Annotated in this window: 12 protein-coding genes and 2 pseudogenes; 5 read left to right on the plus strand and 9 right to left on the minus strand. The window is 67.5% G+C overall.

Annotated elements, in window-relative coordinates; translation table 11 throughout:
- Nucleotides 1-601: 601 nt before the first annotated feature.
- Together PV341_RS18015 and PV341_RS18020 are read left to right on the plus strand one after the other, a co-directional pair.
- Nucleotides 602-1,912, plus strand: a complete 1,311-nt coding sequence (locus tag PV341_RS18015; protein ID WP_500358357.1) for an AfsR/SARP family transcriptional regulator — start codon at nt 602-604, stop codon at nt 1,910-1,912.
- 27 nt (nt 1,913-1,939) lie between these two features.
- Nucleotides 1,940-2,190: pseudogene (locus tag PV341_RS18020) on the plus strand (IS110 family transposase); the annotation flags it as partial.
- A 232-nt stretch (nt 2,191-2,422) separates the two neighbouring features.
- Here PV341_RS18020 and PV341_RS18025 read toward each other — a convergent pair.
- The 4 genes and pseudogenes from PV341_RS18025 to PV341_RS18040 form a co-directional block, all read right to left on the minus strand.
- Nucleotides 2,423-3,139, minus strand: coding sequence for a hypothetical protein (locus PV341_RS18025; RefSeq protein ID WP_500330827.1), 717 nt, complete (start codon nt 3,137-3,139; stop codon nt 2,423-2,425).
- 155 nt (nt 3,140-3,294) lie between these two features.
- A pseudogene (locus PV341_RS18030) lies at nt 3,295-3,519 on the minus strand (IS701 family transposase); the annotation flags it as partial.
- 43 nt (nt 3,520-3,562) lie between these two features.
- Nucleotides 3,563-3,835, minus strand: a complete 273-nt coding sequence (locus tag PV341_RS18035; protein WP_500330828.1) for a hypothetical protein — start codon at nt 3,833-3,835, stop codon at nt 3,563-3,565.
- Nucleotides 3,836-4,335: 500 nt separating this feature from the next.
- Nucleotides 4,336-4,500: a hypothetical protein gene (locus tag PV341_RS18040; protein WP_500330829.1), complete on the minus strand. Its 165-nt coding sequence runs from the start codon at nt 4,498-4,500 to the stop codon at nt 4,336-4,338.
- Nucleotides 4,501-4,609: 109 nt separating this feature from the next.
- Here PV341_RS18040 and PV341_RS18045 point away from each other — a divergent pair, with 109 nt between their 5' ends.
- Together PV341_RS18045 and PV341_RS18050 are read left to right on the plus strand one after the other, a co-directional pair.
- Nucleotides 4,610-5,362 carry a ZIP family metal transporter gene (locus PV341_RS18045; protein WP_500330831.1) on the plus strand — a complete coding sequence of 251 codons (753 nt, stop codon included), beginning with the start codon at nt 4,610-4,612 and terminating at the stop codon, nt 5,360-5,362.
- Nucleotides 5,363-6,071: 709 nt separating this feature from the next.
- Nucleotides 6,072-7,541: an FAD-dependent monooxygenase gene (locus PV341_RS18050; RefSeq protein ID WP_500330833.1), complete on the plus strand. Its 1,470-nt coding sequence runs from the start codon at nt 6,072-6,074 to the stop codon at nt 7,539-7,541.
- A gap of 66 nt (nt 7,542-7,607) precedes the next feature.
- Here the strand turns inward: PV341_RS18050 and PV341_RS18055 are convergent, their stop codons facing one another.
- Complete coding sequence (locus PV341_RS18055) at nt 7,608-8,357, minus strand: SDR family oxidoreductase (RefSeq protein ID WP_500330834.1); 750 nt, start codon at nt 8,355-8,357, stop codon at nt 7,608-7,610.
- A gap of 344 nt (nt 8,358-8,701) precedes the next feature.
- On the opposite strand from PV341_RS18055, the gene PV341_RS18060 reads away from it, so the two are divergent.
- Nucleotides 8,702-9,298 carry a TetR/AcrR family transcriptional regulator gene (locus PV341_RS18060; protein WP_500330836.1) on the plus strand — a complete coding sequence of 199 codons (597 nt, stop codon included), beginning with the start codon at nt 8,702-8,704 and terminating at the stop codon, nt 9,296-9,298.
- Between the two features lie 132 nt (nt 9,299-9,430).
- Here PV341_RS18060 and PV341_RS18065 read toward each other — a convergent pair whose 3' ends face one another.
- The 4 genes from PV341_RS18065 to PV341_RS18080 all read right to left on the minus strand — a co-directional run bounded on the left by PV341_RS18065 (nt 9,431) and on the right by PV341_RS18080 (nt 16,329).
- Nucleotides 9,431-10,597 (minus strand): ROK family protein, encoded by a 1,167-nt coding sequence (locus PV341_RS18065; protein WP_500330838.1) that lies wholly within the window; start codon nt 10,595-10,597, stop codon nt 9,431-9,433.
- A gap of 278 nt (nt 10,598-10,875) precedes the next feature.
- Nucleotides 10,876-14,175, minus strand: a complete 3,300-nt coding sequence (locus PV341_RS18070; RefSeq protein ID WP_500358358.1) for a PQQ-dependent sugar dehydrogenase — start codon at nt 14,173-14,175, stop codon at nt 10,876-10,878.
- Nucleotides 14,176-14,315: 140 nt separating this feature from the next.
- The gene (locus PV341_RS18075) at nt 14,316-15,284 is read right to left on the minus strand and encodes a sugar phosphate isomerase/epimerase family protein (RefSeq protein ID WP_500330841.1); all 969 of its coding nucleotides are present in this window, start codon (nt 15,282-15,284) and stop codon (nt 14,316-14,318) included.
- 94 nt (nt 15,285-15,378) lie between these two features.
- The gene (locus PV341_RS18080) at nt 15,379-16,329 is read right to left on the minus strand and encodes a hypothetical protein (RefSeq protein ID WP_500358359.1); all 951 of its coding nucleotides are present in this window, start codon (nt 16,327-16,329) and stop codon (nt 15,379-15,381) included.
- Nucleotides 16,330-16,992 lie beyond the last annotated feature (663 nt).

Raw genomic sequence — 16,992 nt, forward strand, 5'->3', positions numbered from 1 at the left:
TGCCCCACCAGTTCGAGCGGCCCCGGATCCGCTACGAGATACGTGCCGATCTCCACCTGCGCCTGCTCCCCCACGGCTGCACCATCACCTCCTTGAGAGGCCTCCGGGACCGCTCCGCTGTCACCCGCGCGATCGCGGAGATCCACGCTCCTCCGGCGGCTGCAGTTCGATCAAGCTGCCCGACAGCGAACGGAACGTTGACCGCTTCGGAGCGCAGAACTGCGGCGGCTACCCGAGGCAGCAGTACGCCAACCGGAGGGATCCACCTCGATCCGCCACCATCGAGTCGTCACATCCGCACCGGTCACATCGTCTACCTGGCGTGAACATGGGAACCCAATGGGACGCTCGCACTGCCGTGGCTGCAGGTGCGCTCGCCGGCCCAGCCTATGGCGCGGCTGGGCCGTGCCGCGCGATGGCAGACGCCATCCGCCTCGGCTGCTCGTATCGTGAGCAGCTTCGCCGAACGACACACTGAGCCGAGCGCCGGAAAGCTTCACTCAGACCGACAGCACACGACTGTTGCCATCCGCCGACATCCGATTCGGTATGCCACCGGTCCGGGGTGGGCCGCACCACTTCGAAAGGGAACAGTGCCGACGTGAGCGAACACTTCTGGTTCACCGTGTTGGGCCCAGTGCGCGCCCAACACGGCTCAACAGAGATCGAACTGGGATCCCGTCAGCAACGCACGGTCCTTGCGGCGCTTCTACTGCGAGAAAATGGCCATGCCTCGGTCTCCCAGCTGGTCGAGGCGGTATGGGGAAAAGTTCCGCCACGCACGGCTAGGCAGACAATTCGTACCTACATACACCGTTTGCGGAAGATTCTGGGACCGGCACACGACGCGGGAGCCTCGGTCATCGTCTCCACGGGTAATGGCTACGCACTGCGAGTCTCCCCCAGCCGACTGGATCTAAGTGTGTTCCGTCAACGGCTTGCAATGGCGGATGAGGCCGCCAAAACAGGACACCACACCAGAGCCATAGCCCATCTCCGCGATGCTCTCGACCTGTGGCACGGAGAACCGCTGGCCGGAATTCCCGGAACGTACGCCATGTCGCAGCGCAACCGCCTCGAGGCGTTGCGCCTTGTCGCAGTTGAGCGACGCATCAACGCGGAATACGAGCTCGGCCGATTCGGTGAGGCCACCGCAGAGCTCTACGATCTAGTCGCCAAAGACCCCCTGAACGAAAGATTCAGGGAGATGCTCATGTTCTCCCTCTGCAAAACCGGGCGGCAGGCCGAGGCGCTTGCGGTGTACCGAGAGGTACGGAATCTCCTCTCGGAGGACCTGGGCATAGATCCCGATCCTCGGCTGCAAATTCTCCACGAACGTGTCCTAAAAGCTGACGCTGAATTGCTGGTGTCGGACATATTTCCCGATCCCGCAGTCGGCTCTGCCATCCCGGAATACACGGCCGACACCGCCCCCGAGGCGTCGCCACCCCAGACGCCCCCGCCGCCCGCCGACGTCGCGACGTGTGTCGGCTACGACAACGAACTAGCCGTGCTCGACGCCCTGCTGACTGCCGATACACAAGGCGCCACCGCCACAGCGAGCGGCGTGATCGTCGTCATGGCCGGAGTGGGCATGACCACCCCTGCCGTGCACTGGGCACACCGGATCGGGCATCACTTTCCCGATGGGCACATATACCTCGATTTGCGCGGATCTGATTCATCCAGCCCGGCCATGACTCCGATCGAGGCATCCGGATCGATTCTCCGGTCACTCGGAGTTGCCTCGCCGCTGCTCCCATCCGACCTGGAGTGTCGGACAGCGCTTTATCGCAGTCTGCTCTCCGGCCGGCGGATGTTGCTGGTACTCGACAATGTCCGTGACGCGGAACAGATACGCCCCTTGCTGCCCCGCACGTCGAGTGCGCTGGTGGTCGTCACCAGCGGATGATCTCCGGCGCATCGGTTCACATGAGAGTTCGACAAACTCACCGCGAAGTTCGGCACTGTGCCGGTGGTCGTAGACAAGTCTGCCCCGACAGGATTCCTCTCGCTGACCGTTGCCGCGATGGGGGCTGACGGGTCGCCATGGGTTGGATCGCCGACCTCTAGCCCGGCGAGGCCAGAACGATGCCGCTCTCATCGCGGACGCCGGGCTCGCCGGAACTCACCGCCCTGGTCGGCATCGACCAGGACCTGACGGCCGAGGCCACCCGCACCTCCGACCGGTGCTGCCACGCGATCCCCGTGTAAAGCACGAACAGGATGCCCTGCAGGCACAACCGGTCGGGCACTGGCCTGACGCTCGGACCAGGGTGGCAGGATCGGCCCGAGCATCACCCACAACTCGTCGCCTACGCCCCCCAGCTTGACGCTCACGCTCTCACGAACGGCTCAATCATCTGTCCGGTTACGGCTGACCTGCGCGGCACGTCCATAGACGAGCGCCGTGGGGTGCGTGTCAGATGAACAGGACGCTCTCGATGTCGATGGTGACGAGTTCCACGTCACGGAACACAGTGCCGTTCTCTCCGCGGCGGTAGACGCGCCGCTGGGTTGGAATCATGATCCCGTCGAACTTCCTGTACTCGCCGACGTAGTGTGCGGCATGTCCGGCGTTGATGACCTCAGGCGTGTAATCATGCCTGCGCAGCAACCCGTCCGAGTCGAAGTAGAAGACCTGCTGCCGGCTGTGCGTGGCAATGTGGTCCGGGAAAGTGACCTTCAGACGCCTCCACTCCTCTCCCTGTTCCGTGACAGGAGACAGTTCCACAGCCCTGAATCCCGGCGAGGTGAACGTGAACGGAGACGTGAGGTACGTCCACATTGCATAACCGGCGAAGTATGCAACGTGCAGATCGTCCCAAGCAGCACGCACGTCGGCCGGGAACGAAGCACGAGGGTCGAATCGCTCGGCCGTCACCTCCCCCGTGGAGGTCTCGACGGCCACTCGGTGCGGGGTGAAGGACGTCCGCAGATGGGGCGCGGTATACGGATAGTGGCTGACACTCTGCCGGTACAGGTCGATCGAGACAGCCGTATGACTCAATATCCCCTCCTGCCCCTTCAGTCCCCACAGCGAGCCTCCGACGCGGAGATGCGCGGTCGCTGAGCTGAACTGGTTGTAGCGTGCCAGTCCCCCATGCGCCTCAGTGGCAATGGCGACAAGATCACACATATCGAACACTCCTTCGTCTATTGATGCCGCTCGACCGGGCCGCACGCCTCCAGCGGACAGCAGGCGACCGTGAACCCCTTTTTAGGAGCATATGCTCCTATCTGCATCGCGGCAAGGATGGGGAGACATCGCCGTTCATGGCTGCAACCACGAGTCCAGGAGATCTCCTGGGGCCGGCTTACGCTGCGGCGGGCGATCACCCAGTGCCGGCGGTCCTCGCGGTGCCAGGGGCGGACCTCCACGCTGCCCAGTCCAAGACGCGCGGGCCGTGGGCGCCGGCGCTGCACGAGCGGCGTTCCCACTTCTGCCTGGGCAGGCCTTGAACAGGTCGTGGACGGGGTGGTCCATGGCCAGCGGCTGACGACGTGCCGCACAAGCGCGGTGCGGGGGCCGAGGTCGGCCCCCGCACCGCGCCGGTACTCGTCAGAGCGGCAGGTGGTGCTTCTTTCGGCGGTGTCGCTCACTGAGGGCAGTGAGCGTGGCGAGGACTGAGAAGGGCATGAACGCGATCAGCGTCTCGCTGGCGGTAAGGCCACCGTGCAGTACGAGGAACGCCAGTGTCACCAGTGTTCCCGCCACCAGTCCCACGAGGATGGGGTGGCGTGCGGACCAACGGTTCGCAGCGTCACGACGTGGGGAAACACCCATGGTCACCACCGGTTCCATCTGCTGTAGCGGTGCCAGCCGCTTCTGCATCCGTTCCGGTATGCGCGCCGGACCGTGCTCCAACCGTTCCGGCCCCACCGCGAAGCAGGACGACCGAAGTAGTGGCCGTACCGGCCGGCTCCGTGGCCGAGTCCTCGCCAGACCGCACCCCGCCATGCGGTGGCGTAGTAGCCGCCCCCCGTGCCGCGCTTCCGTCGGGGCGTGGAGTAGCGGTACGAGACCGCGTTGCCGATTGCACCACCAGCGATGGAGCAGGCGACGGTTCCCCGGCCGGCGGTCAATACGGACACTCCGGGCCGGTTCCCGTACCTCGGCGACCCGCACCCGGCAGCAATCCCCGGCGGATCCGGGCAACACGGCCGGAAGCTCCGCGGCAATCGCTCGCCTGCGCGGAAGCCTGCACGGCACGGTGGCGTGCTCCTGGGTCGGCCCGATCGGGCGAGGACCGGGGACCCACGCCGATGCAGGCTCTGGCCACGCCGCCGGGGCTGCGTACCGGGGCCGGGCGGCCGGCGCATCCGGCCTGTCCGTCAGAGGTGTCGCTGGAAGTCGACTTCGCTGGCCAGCAGTGCCGCGCCGGCAACTCCGGCGCGCGGGCCGAGTTCTGACAGCACGACCTGCCGGATCGTCGCCTCGGGCCGCGACCGGTGCAGCGCGACCGCGTCCGCCTTCAAGGGCGGCCGATGGTCCTTCATGGCCACGAGTGTGTGTTCTCAGATCCTCAGGATCGAGTGTCTCGTGCGTACAAGATCAGGGGCCAAGGACCGAGTAGCAACCCCTCACGACGTCGCGCAAGATTGTTTTATGCCGGTTCTGATAGCCGCGTGCGCCATGATCATGACTCTTATCGGTGGAGTCGTCGCACAACGAGTTGGCGACCGCCGCCATCTGGTGCTCGGCCTGGCCGCCGGTCTCATGCTCGGCGTCATCGGCTTCGACCTGCTTCCCGATGCACTAACCGCTCAGCCACGGCACGTTTTCGGGGTTCCTGCAGCATTGCTGATGTTCGTTGCGGGATTCCTGACTCTGCACGTGGTGGAGCGAGGGGTCGCCATCCATCGCGCCCACGAGAGCGAGTACGCCCCGCACTCCCACGCTTTCGGGCATGCTCAGGAATCGGCAGGGGGAATCGGTCTGGCCGCCGCCTCGGCGCTTGTGGGGCACAGCGTGATCGACGGGTTCGCCATCGGCGCCGCTTATCAGGCCGGAAATACGCTGGGCATCGTCGTTGCCATCGCGGTGATCTCTCATGATTTCGCAGACGGCTTCAACACCTACACGATCACCAGGCTGTACGGAAATGCCCGGCGCCGGGCTCAACTGCTGCTCGTGGCGGACGCAGTCGCCCCGGTGGTCGGGGCAGCGATCACGTTGGGGTTCACGATTCCGACGGGGTTGCTGGGTCTGTATCTCGGATTCTTCGCCGGCTTCTTGCTTTACCTTGCGACGTCCGACATATTGCCGGAGGCTCACAGTCCGCATCCCTCCAAGGCCACTCTTTTATTCACGGTGACCGGGGCACTGCTGATGTGGCTGGTGATTGGGCTTGCGAGCTGACCGTGAGTAGGTCGCTGGTGGCGCCCTCTAGCCTACGGCCCGCGCGGGGGACCGCTCAGTAGCCGGGTTTTCGCAGTGCGTTGGACGATGGCCGCTCGTCCTGTTCGACCCTGTCCGGCTGTGCCAGAGCGCCTGGACGGCTCGGCTGACGACGGTGGTGCAGTTGGTGGGGGCAGCAACTGATGCCGCGCCATGGCGATGAGGGTGCGAATCGCCATGGCCCCTACGCGCACGGTCGCACCGGTCAGGACGAGGTAGGACGCGATGACACCGCAGGGAGGGCGACTGCGGTTGATCCCGTGCCGCGCGGTGATCGCCACCGTCGCCCAGGAGACGGTGAAGGCCCAGAAGCCAGGCGTGAACCTCGGGCTCAGCGAAGCAGGCGACGCCTGCCATGGATGCGGGCCCCATCTCGATGGCCGGCATCTGCGAGAGGTCAGGGAAATCGGGCCGATGACCGTGCCGCGCATACCTGTCACATTCTTCGGTATTCCCTTGGGAATCGCAGGCTTACGGAGACGAGGGCAAGCCTCGCCAGGACGCCGCGCGCAGGCCCCAGGCCAGCGGTACGGTATGTAGGCTGGTCTTGTGGCTGGGGCTGGTCCGGGGCAGCGCTTTCGGTTATCTGCCGGACGGCCGGGCAAAGACCCCAAAACCAGCTATCCGACCCGCTCACCACGGTGGCCCCGGCAACCCTGGAGGGGATCACATGAGCTCCGACAATCAGGTATTGATCGTAGGAGCAGGCCCATCGGGGCTGTTGCTGGCGGGCGATCTGGCGGAGGCCGGCGTCAGGTGCACCGTCGTCGAGCGCCGCGTACAGGAATCCCGGCTCACCCGGGCGTTCGCAGTCCACGCCCGGACAATGGAACAACTGGACGCCCGTGGTGTTGCCGACCAGTTGCTTGCGACCGGTATCCGCAACCCGGTTCTCCAGTTCTTGCGGATCGATCTGTCGCGGTTACCAACCAGGTTCCCGCATGTACTGGTGACGCCGCAGTACAATACCGAGCAAGTACTCCGGGCGCGGGCCCTTTCCCGAGGTGCCGACATTCGGGAAGGCTGGGAAGCTGTCGGGCTTGCGCAAGATGCGACCGGCGTTGACGTCCAGGTCCGGGCGGCGGATGGCTCCCCCCAGACCTTGCGCGCGGCCTACGTCGTGGGCGCCGATGGAAGAAGCAGCTTGGTACGCCGATCGCTCGGCCTGCCGTTCCCCGGCCGCTCCGCGGTGCGGTCGATGATGCTCGCCGATGTCCGGCTGGCCGATCCCCCGAAAAAGCCCCCGACCGTGGGGGCAGTGGGCGACGCCTTCGCGATACTCGTACCGTTCGGCGACGGATGGTTCCGCATCATGGCGTGGAATCGCCAGCACGAGATGCCGGACAGCGCACCGGTCGATCTGGAGGAGATCCGGACCGTCGCCCGCAGGGCGCTCGGCAGCGATTTCGGCATGCACGACCCGCGCTGGATATCACGGTTCCACAGCGATGAGCGGCAGGCGCCGCACTACCGCGTAGGCAGGGTCTTCCTCGTCGGTGATGCGGCGCACGTGCACTCCCCCGCCGGGGGCATGGGCATGAACACCAGCATTCAAGATTCTTCGAACTTGGGCTGGAAACTGGCTGCCGTACTGCACGGCCGTGCAGGCGAAGTTCTGCTCGATACCTACGAGGCCGAAAGACATCCTGTCGGGCGCAGAGTGCTGCGCATGAGCGGTGCGCTGCTGCGTGGTGTACTGACCACACCTCGGGCGCTTCGTGGCGTCCGCGACATCACCGCCCGGACCGTCCTGCGTCTCCCGCCGGTGGCCTTGCGGCTGGGGCGGGCGATGTCCGGAATCGACATCGCCTACGGCGCCCCGGCCGGCGCTCACCCGCTCACGGGCAAGCGGGCACCGGATGTTCTCCTCAGCGACGGGCGGCGCCTGTACGAGGCGCTGCGCGGCCGGCGGTTTGTACTGGTCACACCGGCCGACACAGCACTCCCTTCTTCGGTGACCGAAGGCTGGGCCGACGTGGTGGAGTGCGTCACCCCATCCGGCCTGACCAGCAAGTCCGTACTGGTCAGACCGGACGCCTACATTGCGTGGGCCTCGGACGAGCAGTCCCCGCACCGCCGAGCCGACCAGATCAGGCAGGCACTGGCCACCCACTGCGGGCAGGGCGTGGACCCTGCTTAGACCTGGTTCGGCACGGTGAACCGCGGTTTCCGCCCCGGGCCGGAAATGCTGTCCCGACGAGGGCAATCAGACCTGGTTGAGACCACCGTCGACGAAGAGCTCGGTTCCGGTGATGAAGCTGCTCTGATCGCCGGCGAGGAAGAGTGCCGCCGCGGCGGCCTCCTCCGGGTGACCCATCCGGCCAAGCGGCACCTGGCTGGCGAAGAAGTCCCAGAGCTTGGCGGCCTCTGCCGCGTCAGGAGCCAGTCCGGAGTTGCCGGGCGTCTCGATCGGGCCCGGGACGAGGGTGTTCACTCGGATCTTCCGGCTCTTGAGCTCGTTGGCCCACGTGCGGGAGAAGCTACGGATGGCGGCCTTGGATGCGGCGTAGACGCCGAAGGCCTCGCCGCCCGAGGTGGCGGCGGTGGATCCCGTGAGGATGACCGAAGCGGCCTCGTTCAGCAGGGGAAGCGCCTTTTGGACCGTGAAGAGCGTACCCCTCACGTTGATAGCGAAGGTCGAGTCGAAATGCTTCTCTGTAACGTCTTCCAAGGTGGAGAATTCGCCGCCGCCGGCGTTGGCAAACAGGACGTCGATGCGACGGCCCTGCTCGGCGACAGCGGCGTAGAGACGGTCGATGTCGTCAAGATCGGCGACGTCGCCCCGAACGGCAGTGGCATTCGGACCGATCTCAGCCAGCGCGGCGTCGAGCGCCTCCTGGCGTCGACCCGTGATGAACACGTACGCGCCCTCGGCGGCGAACCGCTTGGCGGTGGCCAGCCCGATCCCGCTGTTACCCCCAGTGATGATGGCTGTCTTACCGTCGAGCTGTCCCATGGTCAAGGCTCCTGTTCGGCGGAGCTCTGCGCTCCGCGGCCGTTGCTCTGCGTCAGTCCCGCGTCCGATCCGGCGGGCTCGTTATGGACGGTACGGTAAAAAACTTAGTACTGGACGAAGAGGTCAAAAACTGTGACCCGGCCCACCCTCCGGCGCGCATCGCCGTCGCGATCGCACCCGCAGGGCGCGGACGCTTTCCGATGCCACTGTTGACCTCGGCGGCGACCGCCACCTTGCCCACGAGCACTGCCGTCACGACATCCCCACCCTCAGTTCTTGACTCCTCCGTCCACAAAGCTGACCGTTATGGACGGGAGAGTCAAGAAACGTGTAGGCTGCTCGCCATGGCGCGACCCCGGAAGTTCGACGAGCAGCAGGTACTGGACATCGCCCGTGATCTGTTCTGGTCCGGTGGGTTCGCCGCCACGCGCATGGAAGACCTCGCCGCGGCAACAGGCCTTGGCAAAGGCAGCCTGTACGGCGCGTTCGGCGGAAAGCAGGAGCTGTTCCGTCGAGTGTTCGACGATTACTGCGCCTCTGTGGTCGATGCCACGGGCCAGCAGTTGCGCGGCGACGACAAGGACGCGTACGCGCGGCTGTCCGCCCACGTCCACTTCGTGGCGGCCGCCACGGCCGCGGACACCGTGCACCGCGGATGCCTGCTGGCCAAGGGTGCCGCCGAGCTGGCCGAACACGACGAGACGGTGGCCAAGCGGGCGCACGCGACCATCGAGGCACTGCGTACGCTGCTCGAGGACGATATCGCCGCCTGCCAGCGCAACGGCGATATCGCCGCGAACGTGGATCCCGAAAAGCTGGCCGCGCTGGTGCTCGCCGTACTGCGCGGTATAGAAGCGCTGGGCAAGGCCGGGGCCGACACGGAGACGCTGACAGACATCGCCCAGACTGCCCTCGCCGTACTGCCTCGCTCCGTGAACTGACGGGCGCGTGGAACAGCCGGAGGCATAGAGGGTGCTTCTCTTGTCGCCCACGCCTGACACAGAGATGTGCCGTTCGTTGTACAGCCCAGATCCGGGCAGCACGGCCCCCCAGCCCCGGGGGCGACCGCTCCGTCAGAGATGTCGCTGGAAGTCGAGTTCGCTGGCCAGCAGTGCCGCGCCGGCAACTCCGGCGCGCGGGCCGAGTTCTGACAGCACGATCTGCAGGTTCCCGGTGGCGAGCGGCAGCGAGCCCTTGTACACGACGCTGCGGATCTCGGCGAGCAGCAGGTGGCCGAGGCCGGAGACGCCGCCGCCGATCACGATCATCGACGGGTTGATGAAGCTGACCAGCGTGGCGAGGACTTGCCCCACCCGGTGGCCGCCGTCCCGGATCAGGTTGACGCACGTGACGTCGCCGCCGGCCGCGCACTCCGCCACGTCCACGGCGGTGAGGAGGCCCTCCGCGGCGAGGCGTTCGGCCAGCGCCGGCGACTGCCCCGAACGGGCGGCCTCGGTGGCGTCCCTGGCGAGGGCCACACCGCCGAAGAGGGCCTCCAGGCAGCCGGTTCTGCCGCACGAGCAGGCCGGTCCCTCAGCCTCGACCTGAATGTGGCCGATGTCGCCTGCGGATCCCTCCGACCCGCGGTAGATCTGGCCGTTGACCTGGACACCGCAGCCTATTCCGCTGCCGATCTTGACGAACAGCAGGTTGTCGACGGTCTTGGCGACCCCCGCGTACCGCTCGCCGAGGGCCATCACGTTCACGTCGTTGTCCACCACGACCGGGCAGCCGTGCGCGCGGGTGAGGGTGTCCCGGACGGGGAAGCGGTCCCACCCCGGCATGATCGGCGGGGAGACCGAGATCCCCTCCTTGAAGCTGACCGGCCCCGGCAGGCCGATGCCTATGGAGTTGAACCGCGCGCACCCGGCCTGGTCCGCCATTTTGTTCAGGAGTTCGTTGACCCTCTCCAGGACCGCGCGCGGACCTTTGCGGATATCGGCCGGCTCGGCATAGGATGCGATCGGTTCCAGCCCTCCGTCGGTGATCTCGATGTCGATCGAGCTGGCCCCGAGGTCCACCGCCGCGAATCGGATTTCGGGATCGAGTTGGACGAGAGTGGAGGGGCGCCCGCCTCGAGAGGTGGCCGGACCCGCCTCGAGCACCTTCCCGGCGGCGATCAAGCGGTCGAGTTCAGCGAGCAGCCTCGGCCTCGCCACTTCCAGCTGGTCGGACAGCTGTGCGCGCGACAGCGGCCCGAGGTCGCGCAACAGGCTCAGCGCGCGGTACTGGATGGTCACAGGCTCACTTCCTGGGTATCAGCCGCATGTGTGACAAAACGTTAGGGGCGTTACGTCATAAGCGTCAATGGCTTTCGCACGGATCACCGAAAGTTAAATCGGAAACAAAAAAAGCATCGGTGTGCCGAGAAGTTACCCGCCCCGAATCCTGGTCCGGAACTGACGGCATGTGGACACACTTGAGGGCCCGGCGGCCGCCGTCCGGTGACGGCCGCTGGTGGGCCCTGGAGCCGCCGGCAGGGTGCTGCCGGCCGTGACGGCGGGCAGCACCCTTCGCATCAGCCGGCCAAGCCTCCCTTCACGGCGAGGGCATCGCGGGCAAGTGCGGTCCGCGCGGTCGCGTCGGTCACCAGTCCGGTGTCCTTGGCCAGTTGCGCGACCTGGTCCAGGACCGCGGCCGCCTGGTTGGTACGCCCTGCGTCGGCGTGCGCCCGGGCCTGGCCGAGCCGGACCGTCAGCCGCTGCCGGCCCTGCTCGGTCAGCCGGTTCTCCGCACGCAGTTGGGTGATCAGGGTGTCCATCTCGTCGAAGGAGGTACGGGTGGTGAAGTGCACCGTGCGCGTGGTGGTGTTGCCCGCCGCGTCACGACCCGTGACCGCCAAGTCGTGGTCACCCAGCGGCAACCGCCACAGCAGCAATGGCTGCCCCGGCGTGACGGGCGTACCGTCCAGCGTCGCGGTCGCGGTCGCCCCTCCGGAGACGGCGTCCGTGACCGATACCACCGGCGTCGGGCGCTGGGAGTCCCCGTAGGCGGTGTCAGCCGTCACGCCCGTGACCGTCACCGTGGGTCCGGTCCGGTCGATCCGAACGGCGATGGTGCCGACCGCGGAGATGTTGTTGGCCGTGTCCGTCGCCCGGTACCGGATGGAACTCATCCCCTCCGTGGAGAGTGTGACCGCGCTGTTCGCGCTCAGCCAGGTCGTGCCGCCGTTGAGCGAGTACTCCCGGCTCCTGACGGCGCCGTTGTCGGTGGCGTTGACGGTCAGCGACACATTACCGGTGTACCAGCCGTTGCTCCCGGTGGGCTGCGCCGGGTTGAGCGCTGCCGTCGCCGTCGGCGGGGTCCTGTCGGCGATACCGGACCCCTGGAAGGTGAAGGAGTCCACATCGACGCCGCCGGAGGACGTGACGTAGAGCTGCCCGGTGCCGGAGGGAGCCGTGCTCAGCGCCGTGTTGATCGTCTGCCAGCCCTCACCCGCCGGGACGGTGATCGTGGCGAACGGGTCGGACCTGGGTGTGCCCCAGCGCAGCGACAGAGTGCCGGCGCCGGTGGCACGGGTCTGCAGCCCGGTGATGCCGGCGAAGGACACCGGGTCGTAGCCGATCCAGTCGCCGTTGTCGAAAGCGGTCAGTTTGCGCTGTCCGGACGCGGTGGCGTCATCGGTGATCACGACGCCCTGGGAGGAGTCGTAGTGTTCGCCCTGCATGAGGGCGGGGTTGAGGACGACCTGGGCGTCGCTCGTGGCGGGCGGCACGGAGCCGGCGCCCCGGTCGGTGTAGGTGAGACCGAGGACGCCGAAGACGTTCTCCGTGTCACCGTGGCCCGCGTCGGCCGGGGTGGTGATCGCCCCCGAGCAGCCGGTCCCGCTGCTCACCGGGTGGCCGTGCTGGTTGTGGCCGAGGCCGAGGGTCCAGGCGGCCTTGGTGCAGTCGACGTTGGTGCCGTCCTCCGGATCGTCGATCCGGGTGGCGTACGGCACCACGTCGCCCCAGGTGAAGAAGCCACCGTTGGGCGGGGAGGTGAACGCCACCGTCGGAGCGGTGTTGCCCACGGTGATCTGCTTGCTGGTCAGGCCGGTCTTGCCCTCGGGGTCGGTGACCTTGAGGCGGGCACGGAGCTGGCCGTTGTCGGCATATGTGCGGGTGGCCGTGGGGCCGGTGGTCTCGAAAGTGCCGTCGCCGTCGAGGTCCCACTGGTAGGTGAGGGCGGAGCCTTCCGGGTCGGTGGAACCGGTGGCACTGAAGGAGACCGTGAGCGGTGCCTGGCCCGAGGAGGGGCTGGCGCTGATCACCGCGGTGGGGGCCTTGTTGCCTTCGGCGTAGTCGATCCGGTACAGGCCCGCGTCGGGGTTCTGCCGGAAGAAGCCGTCGCCGTAGTCGAGGACGTAGAGCGCGCCGTCGGGGCCGAACTCCAGGTCCATCGGGTTGTCCCACGGCGGGATGCCGTTCTCGGAACGCTGGCTGTTGGGGAGCACATTCTCCAGGTTGGTGACCGGTCCGTCCGGGCCGGCCAGGGTCAGGGCGGCGACGTAGTCCTGGGAGAACTCCCCGAAGAAGGCCTTGCCGTCCCAGTAGGCGGGGAACTTGCCCGGGGCGGGGTTGGACGCGTCGTAGTGGTAGACCGGGCCGCCCATCGGGGCCTGGCCGCCGGGGCCGCCAGGACCGCGGAAGGCGGTCAGTTCCGGCCAGGGCTGGTCGGTGTCGCGGTCGCCGTACCACAAGGTGGCCGCCCTCGAGGGGGGCAGCTGGGTGAGGCCGGTGTTCCAGCGGGAGTCGTTGACCGGCGCGGCGCAGTCGAAGGCGGGGCCGGGGGTGAGGGTGGCGAAGTCGAAGTCCCGGTAGGGACGGGTGTTGTCACCGGTGCAGAACGGCCAGCCGCTGTTCATGGCGGTGGTGGTGGTGTCCCACTCGACGTAGCCCATCGGTCCGCGGTTGGGGTCGGCGTTCCCGGCGTCGGGGCCGTAGTCGCCCCACATCACCGCGCCCGTGGCCTTGTCCACCGTCATCCGGTAGGGGTTGCGCAGGCCCATCACGAAGATCTCGGGACGGGTCTTGTCCGTGCCGACGGGGAACAGGTTGCCCGGCGGGATGGTGTACGTCCCGTCGTCCTGGACGTGGATGCGCAGGATCTTGCCGCGTAGGTCGTTGGTGTTCCCGGAGCCGCGGCGCTCGTCAAGGCCGGGGTTGTAGGTGGCCGCGTCGTTGATCGGGGTGTAACCGTTGACGTTGGGGCCCGACGCAGGCGTGTTGCCGCCGGTGGACAGGTAGAGGTTGCCCTGCGCGTCGAAGTCGACGTCGCCGGCGACGTGGCAGCACTGACCGCGGTTGGTGGTGACGCGGATGATCTCCTGGGCGGTGGACAGGTCGAGCTTGTCCCCCGTCCACTTGAAGCGGGTGAGGGTGTCGTAGCCCTCCCACTGCTTCCAGTACGCGTCGGTCTGCCCGGCCGGCAGCCGCTCGGGGGCCGCACCGGCGGGAGTGCTCAGCGGCGGCGAGTAGTAGAGGTAGACCCAGTGGTTGGTCGCGAAGTCCGGGTCGAGGGTGACGGTCTGCAGACCCATCTCTGAGTTCTGGTAGACGTCGAGGTGGTTCACGACCTTGGTGATCCCGGTGCCGGGGTCGGTCATCCGCAGATCGCCGTTGCGGGCGGTGTGCAGGACGCGCAGATCGGGCAGCACGGCGAGGTCGATCGGCTCGCCGGTGTCCTTGCTGAGCGTGGCCTTCTCGTAGTTCGACCAGTCCACGGCGGGGTCGGCGCTCGCCTGCGCCGCAAGTGCGTCGTCCGGGTGCGCCTGCGCCGCCGGTGCCAAGGCGAGACCGCCCAGCACGGGCAGCGACGCCAGGAGCACCCCGGCCATGAGGCCTCTCAGGGTACGGTACACAGTGATGCGTCTCCTTGGTCTGTGCCGGTCAGGAGGTGCGCAGCCGGGTCGGCCCGCCGGTTGCGCCGTGGCAGCGGTACGCAAACGGCGGGCTGTGCCCAGTGGAGTGCCTGCGATCAGGCCAGCAGCCCCTTCAGGGCCGTGAAGCTGCGCTGCGCGGCGCCGAACGAACCCGGCGGGTTGGGCTGGGTGTTGGGCGCGGTGTCCTGCTCCCAGATGCCGACGTGGCTGCCGCGGGCCCCGATGTCCCGGATGAACTGCTGGTACGGCAGGACGCCGGCGCCGAACTCGACGATGGAGTAGCCGTCCGCCCCCGAGCTGGCGGCGCCGTCCTTCATGTGGAACAGCGGGTACCGGTAGGGCTGGTTGCGCACGTAGGCAGCGGGGTCGAAGCCCGGCCAGCGGTGCTGGCCCACGTACGCCCAGTACACGTCCAGCTCCAGGTAGACGTAGCGCGGGTCGGTGTTGCGCAGGAAGACGTCGTACAGCCGGACCGACGGCTGGTCGGAGGCGAAGGCGAACTCTCCGGCGTGGTTGTGCTGGTAGAGCTTCAGACCGCGGGCGGCCGCGGCCTGCCCCCAGGCGTTGAACTCCTCCGCGGCGGCGAGGTAGCCGGCGACCGTGTTGGAGTTCGACGGTGCGTTGGCGGTGCCGACGTGCGGCATGCCCAGGATCTCCGCCGCGTCGAGCTGGCCCTGGAGGTTGGAGCGGAAGTCCCCGATGCCGACGTGGCTGCCGATCGCCTTCAGGCCGTTGTCGTCCAGCAGTTGGCGGATCTCCTGGAGCGTGATCTGCCGGCCGAGGATCGAGGTGTTCTGCGTGTAGCCCGCGAACTCGACCTCCTTGTACCCGATGCGTGCCATCTCCTCCAGGACGACCCGGAAGCCGAGCGAGCTGACCTTGTCGCGGACGCTGTAGAGCTGCAGGGAGATGCGGTCCTTCGGGATGGACAGGATGCTGGTCGCGGCGGAGGCGGACGGCGCCGTCGCGGCGCCGACGATCGAGGCGGCGGCGACCGCCACGGTGCTGGCGGCGGTCGCCCGCAGGAAGTCTCTGCGGTCGAAGGACTTGTCCAGGTGGCCCACGGTCACTCCTTGATGGGTGGGGCAAAGAAGAGTGGGGTGTGAGGTGTGTGGTGCTGACGGCGCGAAGCGCTCTTCGCCCGTGGACGGGCTGCGATCACAGACCGGTGCCCTCGGCAGCCGCTTCGGCCTTCGCCTGCGCGGTACGCGCCGCCACCTTCGCGGCGAGGTCGGCACCGCGATCCTGCGGGGCCGCCTTGGCGGCCCGGGCGAGCGACGCCGAGGGGGCGGTGGTCGTCGCGGCGATGCCGCCGCGCACGCGGGCCAGTTCGCCCACCTGGAGGGCGGGGCTGTTGTCCGTGGCGGTGAGCTTGCCGCGGACGATGGTGTTGTCCAGGACGGCGTTCGCGCTGTTGCCGGTGACCGCGAGGTCGCCGCCGAGGTAGGTGGCCTGCGCGCAGGAACTGAGCGGGCCGTCGCCGCCGAGCTGGAGGGTGTCGGAGTTGTTCTGGTACGCCGTGTCGCCCTGGACTTCGCTGGCGCACAGGACACCGCCGAGCGTGTTGGCGCTCACGGTGAGCGTCTTGGAGACCGTGCTGTCGTACACGTCGGTGTAGAGGTTCGCGTCGCCGGAGACGGCGCCGGAGACGGTGGTGCCGGAGATGTACAGCTCGCCTGAGGAGGCTCTTATGTCTCCCTTGACCGTGGCGTCGACGCTGTACAGGAATCCTTCGACGGCCGAGATGCCGCCACTGGCCGTGGTGTTCTGCACATGTACGCCGAAGGCCCCCTGCTCGGTCACCGCGCCCTTGACGCTGCTGTCGGTGATGTCCAGGTAGGCGTTGTCCCCGACGGCGACGGTGCTGCTGAAGGTGACGCCCTTCGCCACGAGGTCGGCGCCGGCCTCGATCGTCACCGTGCCCTTGACCTTCGTACCGGTCAGCGTGCACGACGCGCCCGCCGGCACCACGAGGGCGCCGCTCACGGTGACGGCTCCGCCTTCTCCCACACAGGTGGTCGTCAGCGCCGCCTGCGCGGGCGCCGCAATCGTGACCAGCCCTCCCGAGGCCACCAACGAAGCTGCAACAACGTAGTAACGGATCTTCATGGAGCTTCCCTTCTGCTGCTGTTACGGCCACGGCGACATGCCGCGGCCGGGAACCCCCGCCACGGCGGGGTGCTGCGGAGTGCGGGACAACTGTTACGACGGAAACCCGCTACGTGCGGCGGGCGGGAGCTCGGCTTCTCGTCGGCGGTGAGGACGCGTCACATACGGCCCCGGCATGCGGGGTGGGTTGCAAGGCCGCACTGGCGTTACGTCGACGCAACATCGCGTCGATCGGCTGGAACGCTAATCGGGGTCCCCAGTGGTGTCCAGAGCTTTGGACGGAGTCATCAAAATCTTTTGGGCAAACCGTCAAAAGATCGCCGTCATACGCAAATTGAATCCGCCCAAATGTTGGATAGCACCTTGACAGGGGTGACGCTCTGCCGCACGCTCGTGACGCTTCGCCACCCAGTCAGCGGTTCCGGGCACCATCGTCATCCCTGACAGGAGCGCTCATGCCGACCGGATCGTGGATCACCGGCGCCCGTGGCTCTGTCGCCGCCGCGGCACCTCCCGGACTGCTCGCCCTGCGGGCCGAACCGGCCGAACCCACCGGACGTGTGACCTAGGCCGTGTCGTCAAATGCCCGCCTGCCCCGCGGCGCCTGGCACGGCACTCCCCCAGCCTTCGGCCGGGGGTGCCCCCACGCTGCGTTGTCGAATC

This window comes from Streptomyces sp. PA03-1a (genome assembly GCF_033792805.1).
Classification (GTDB): Bacteria; Actinomycetota; Actinomycetes; order Streptomycetales; family Streptomycetaceae; genus Actinacidiphila.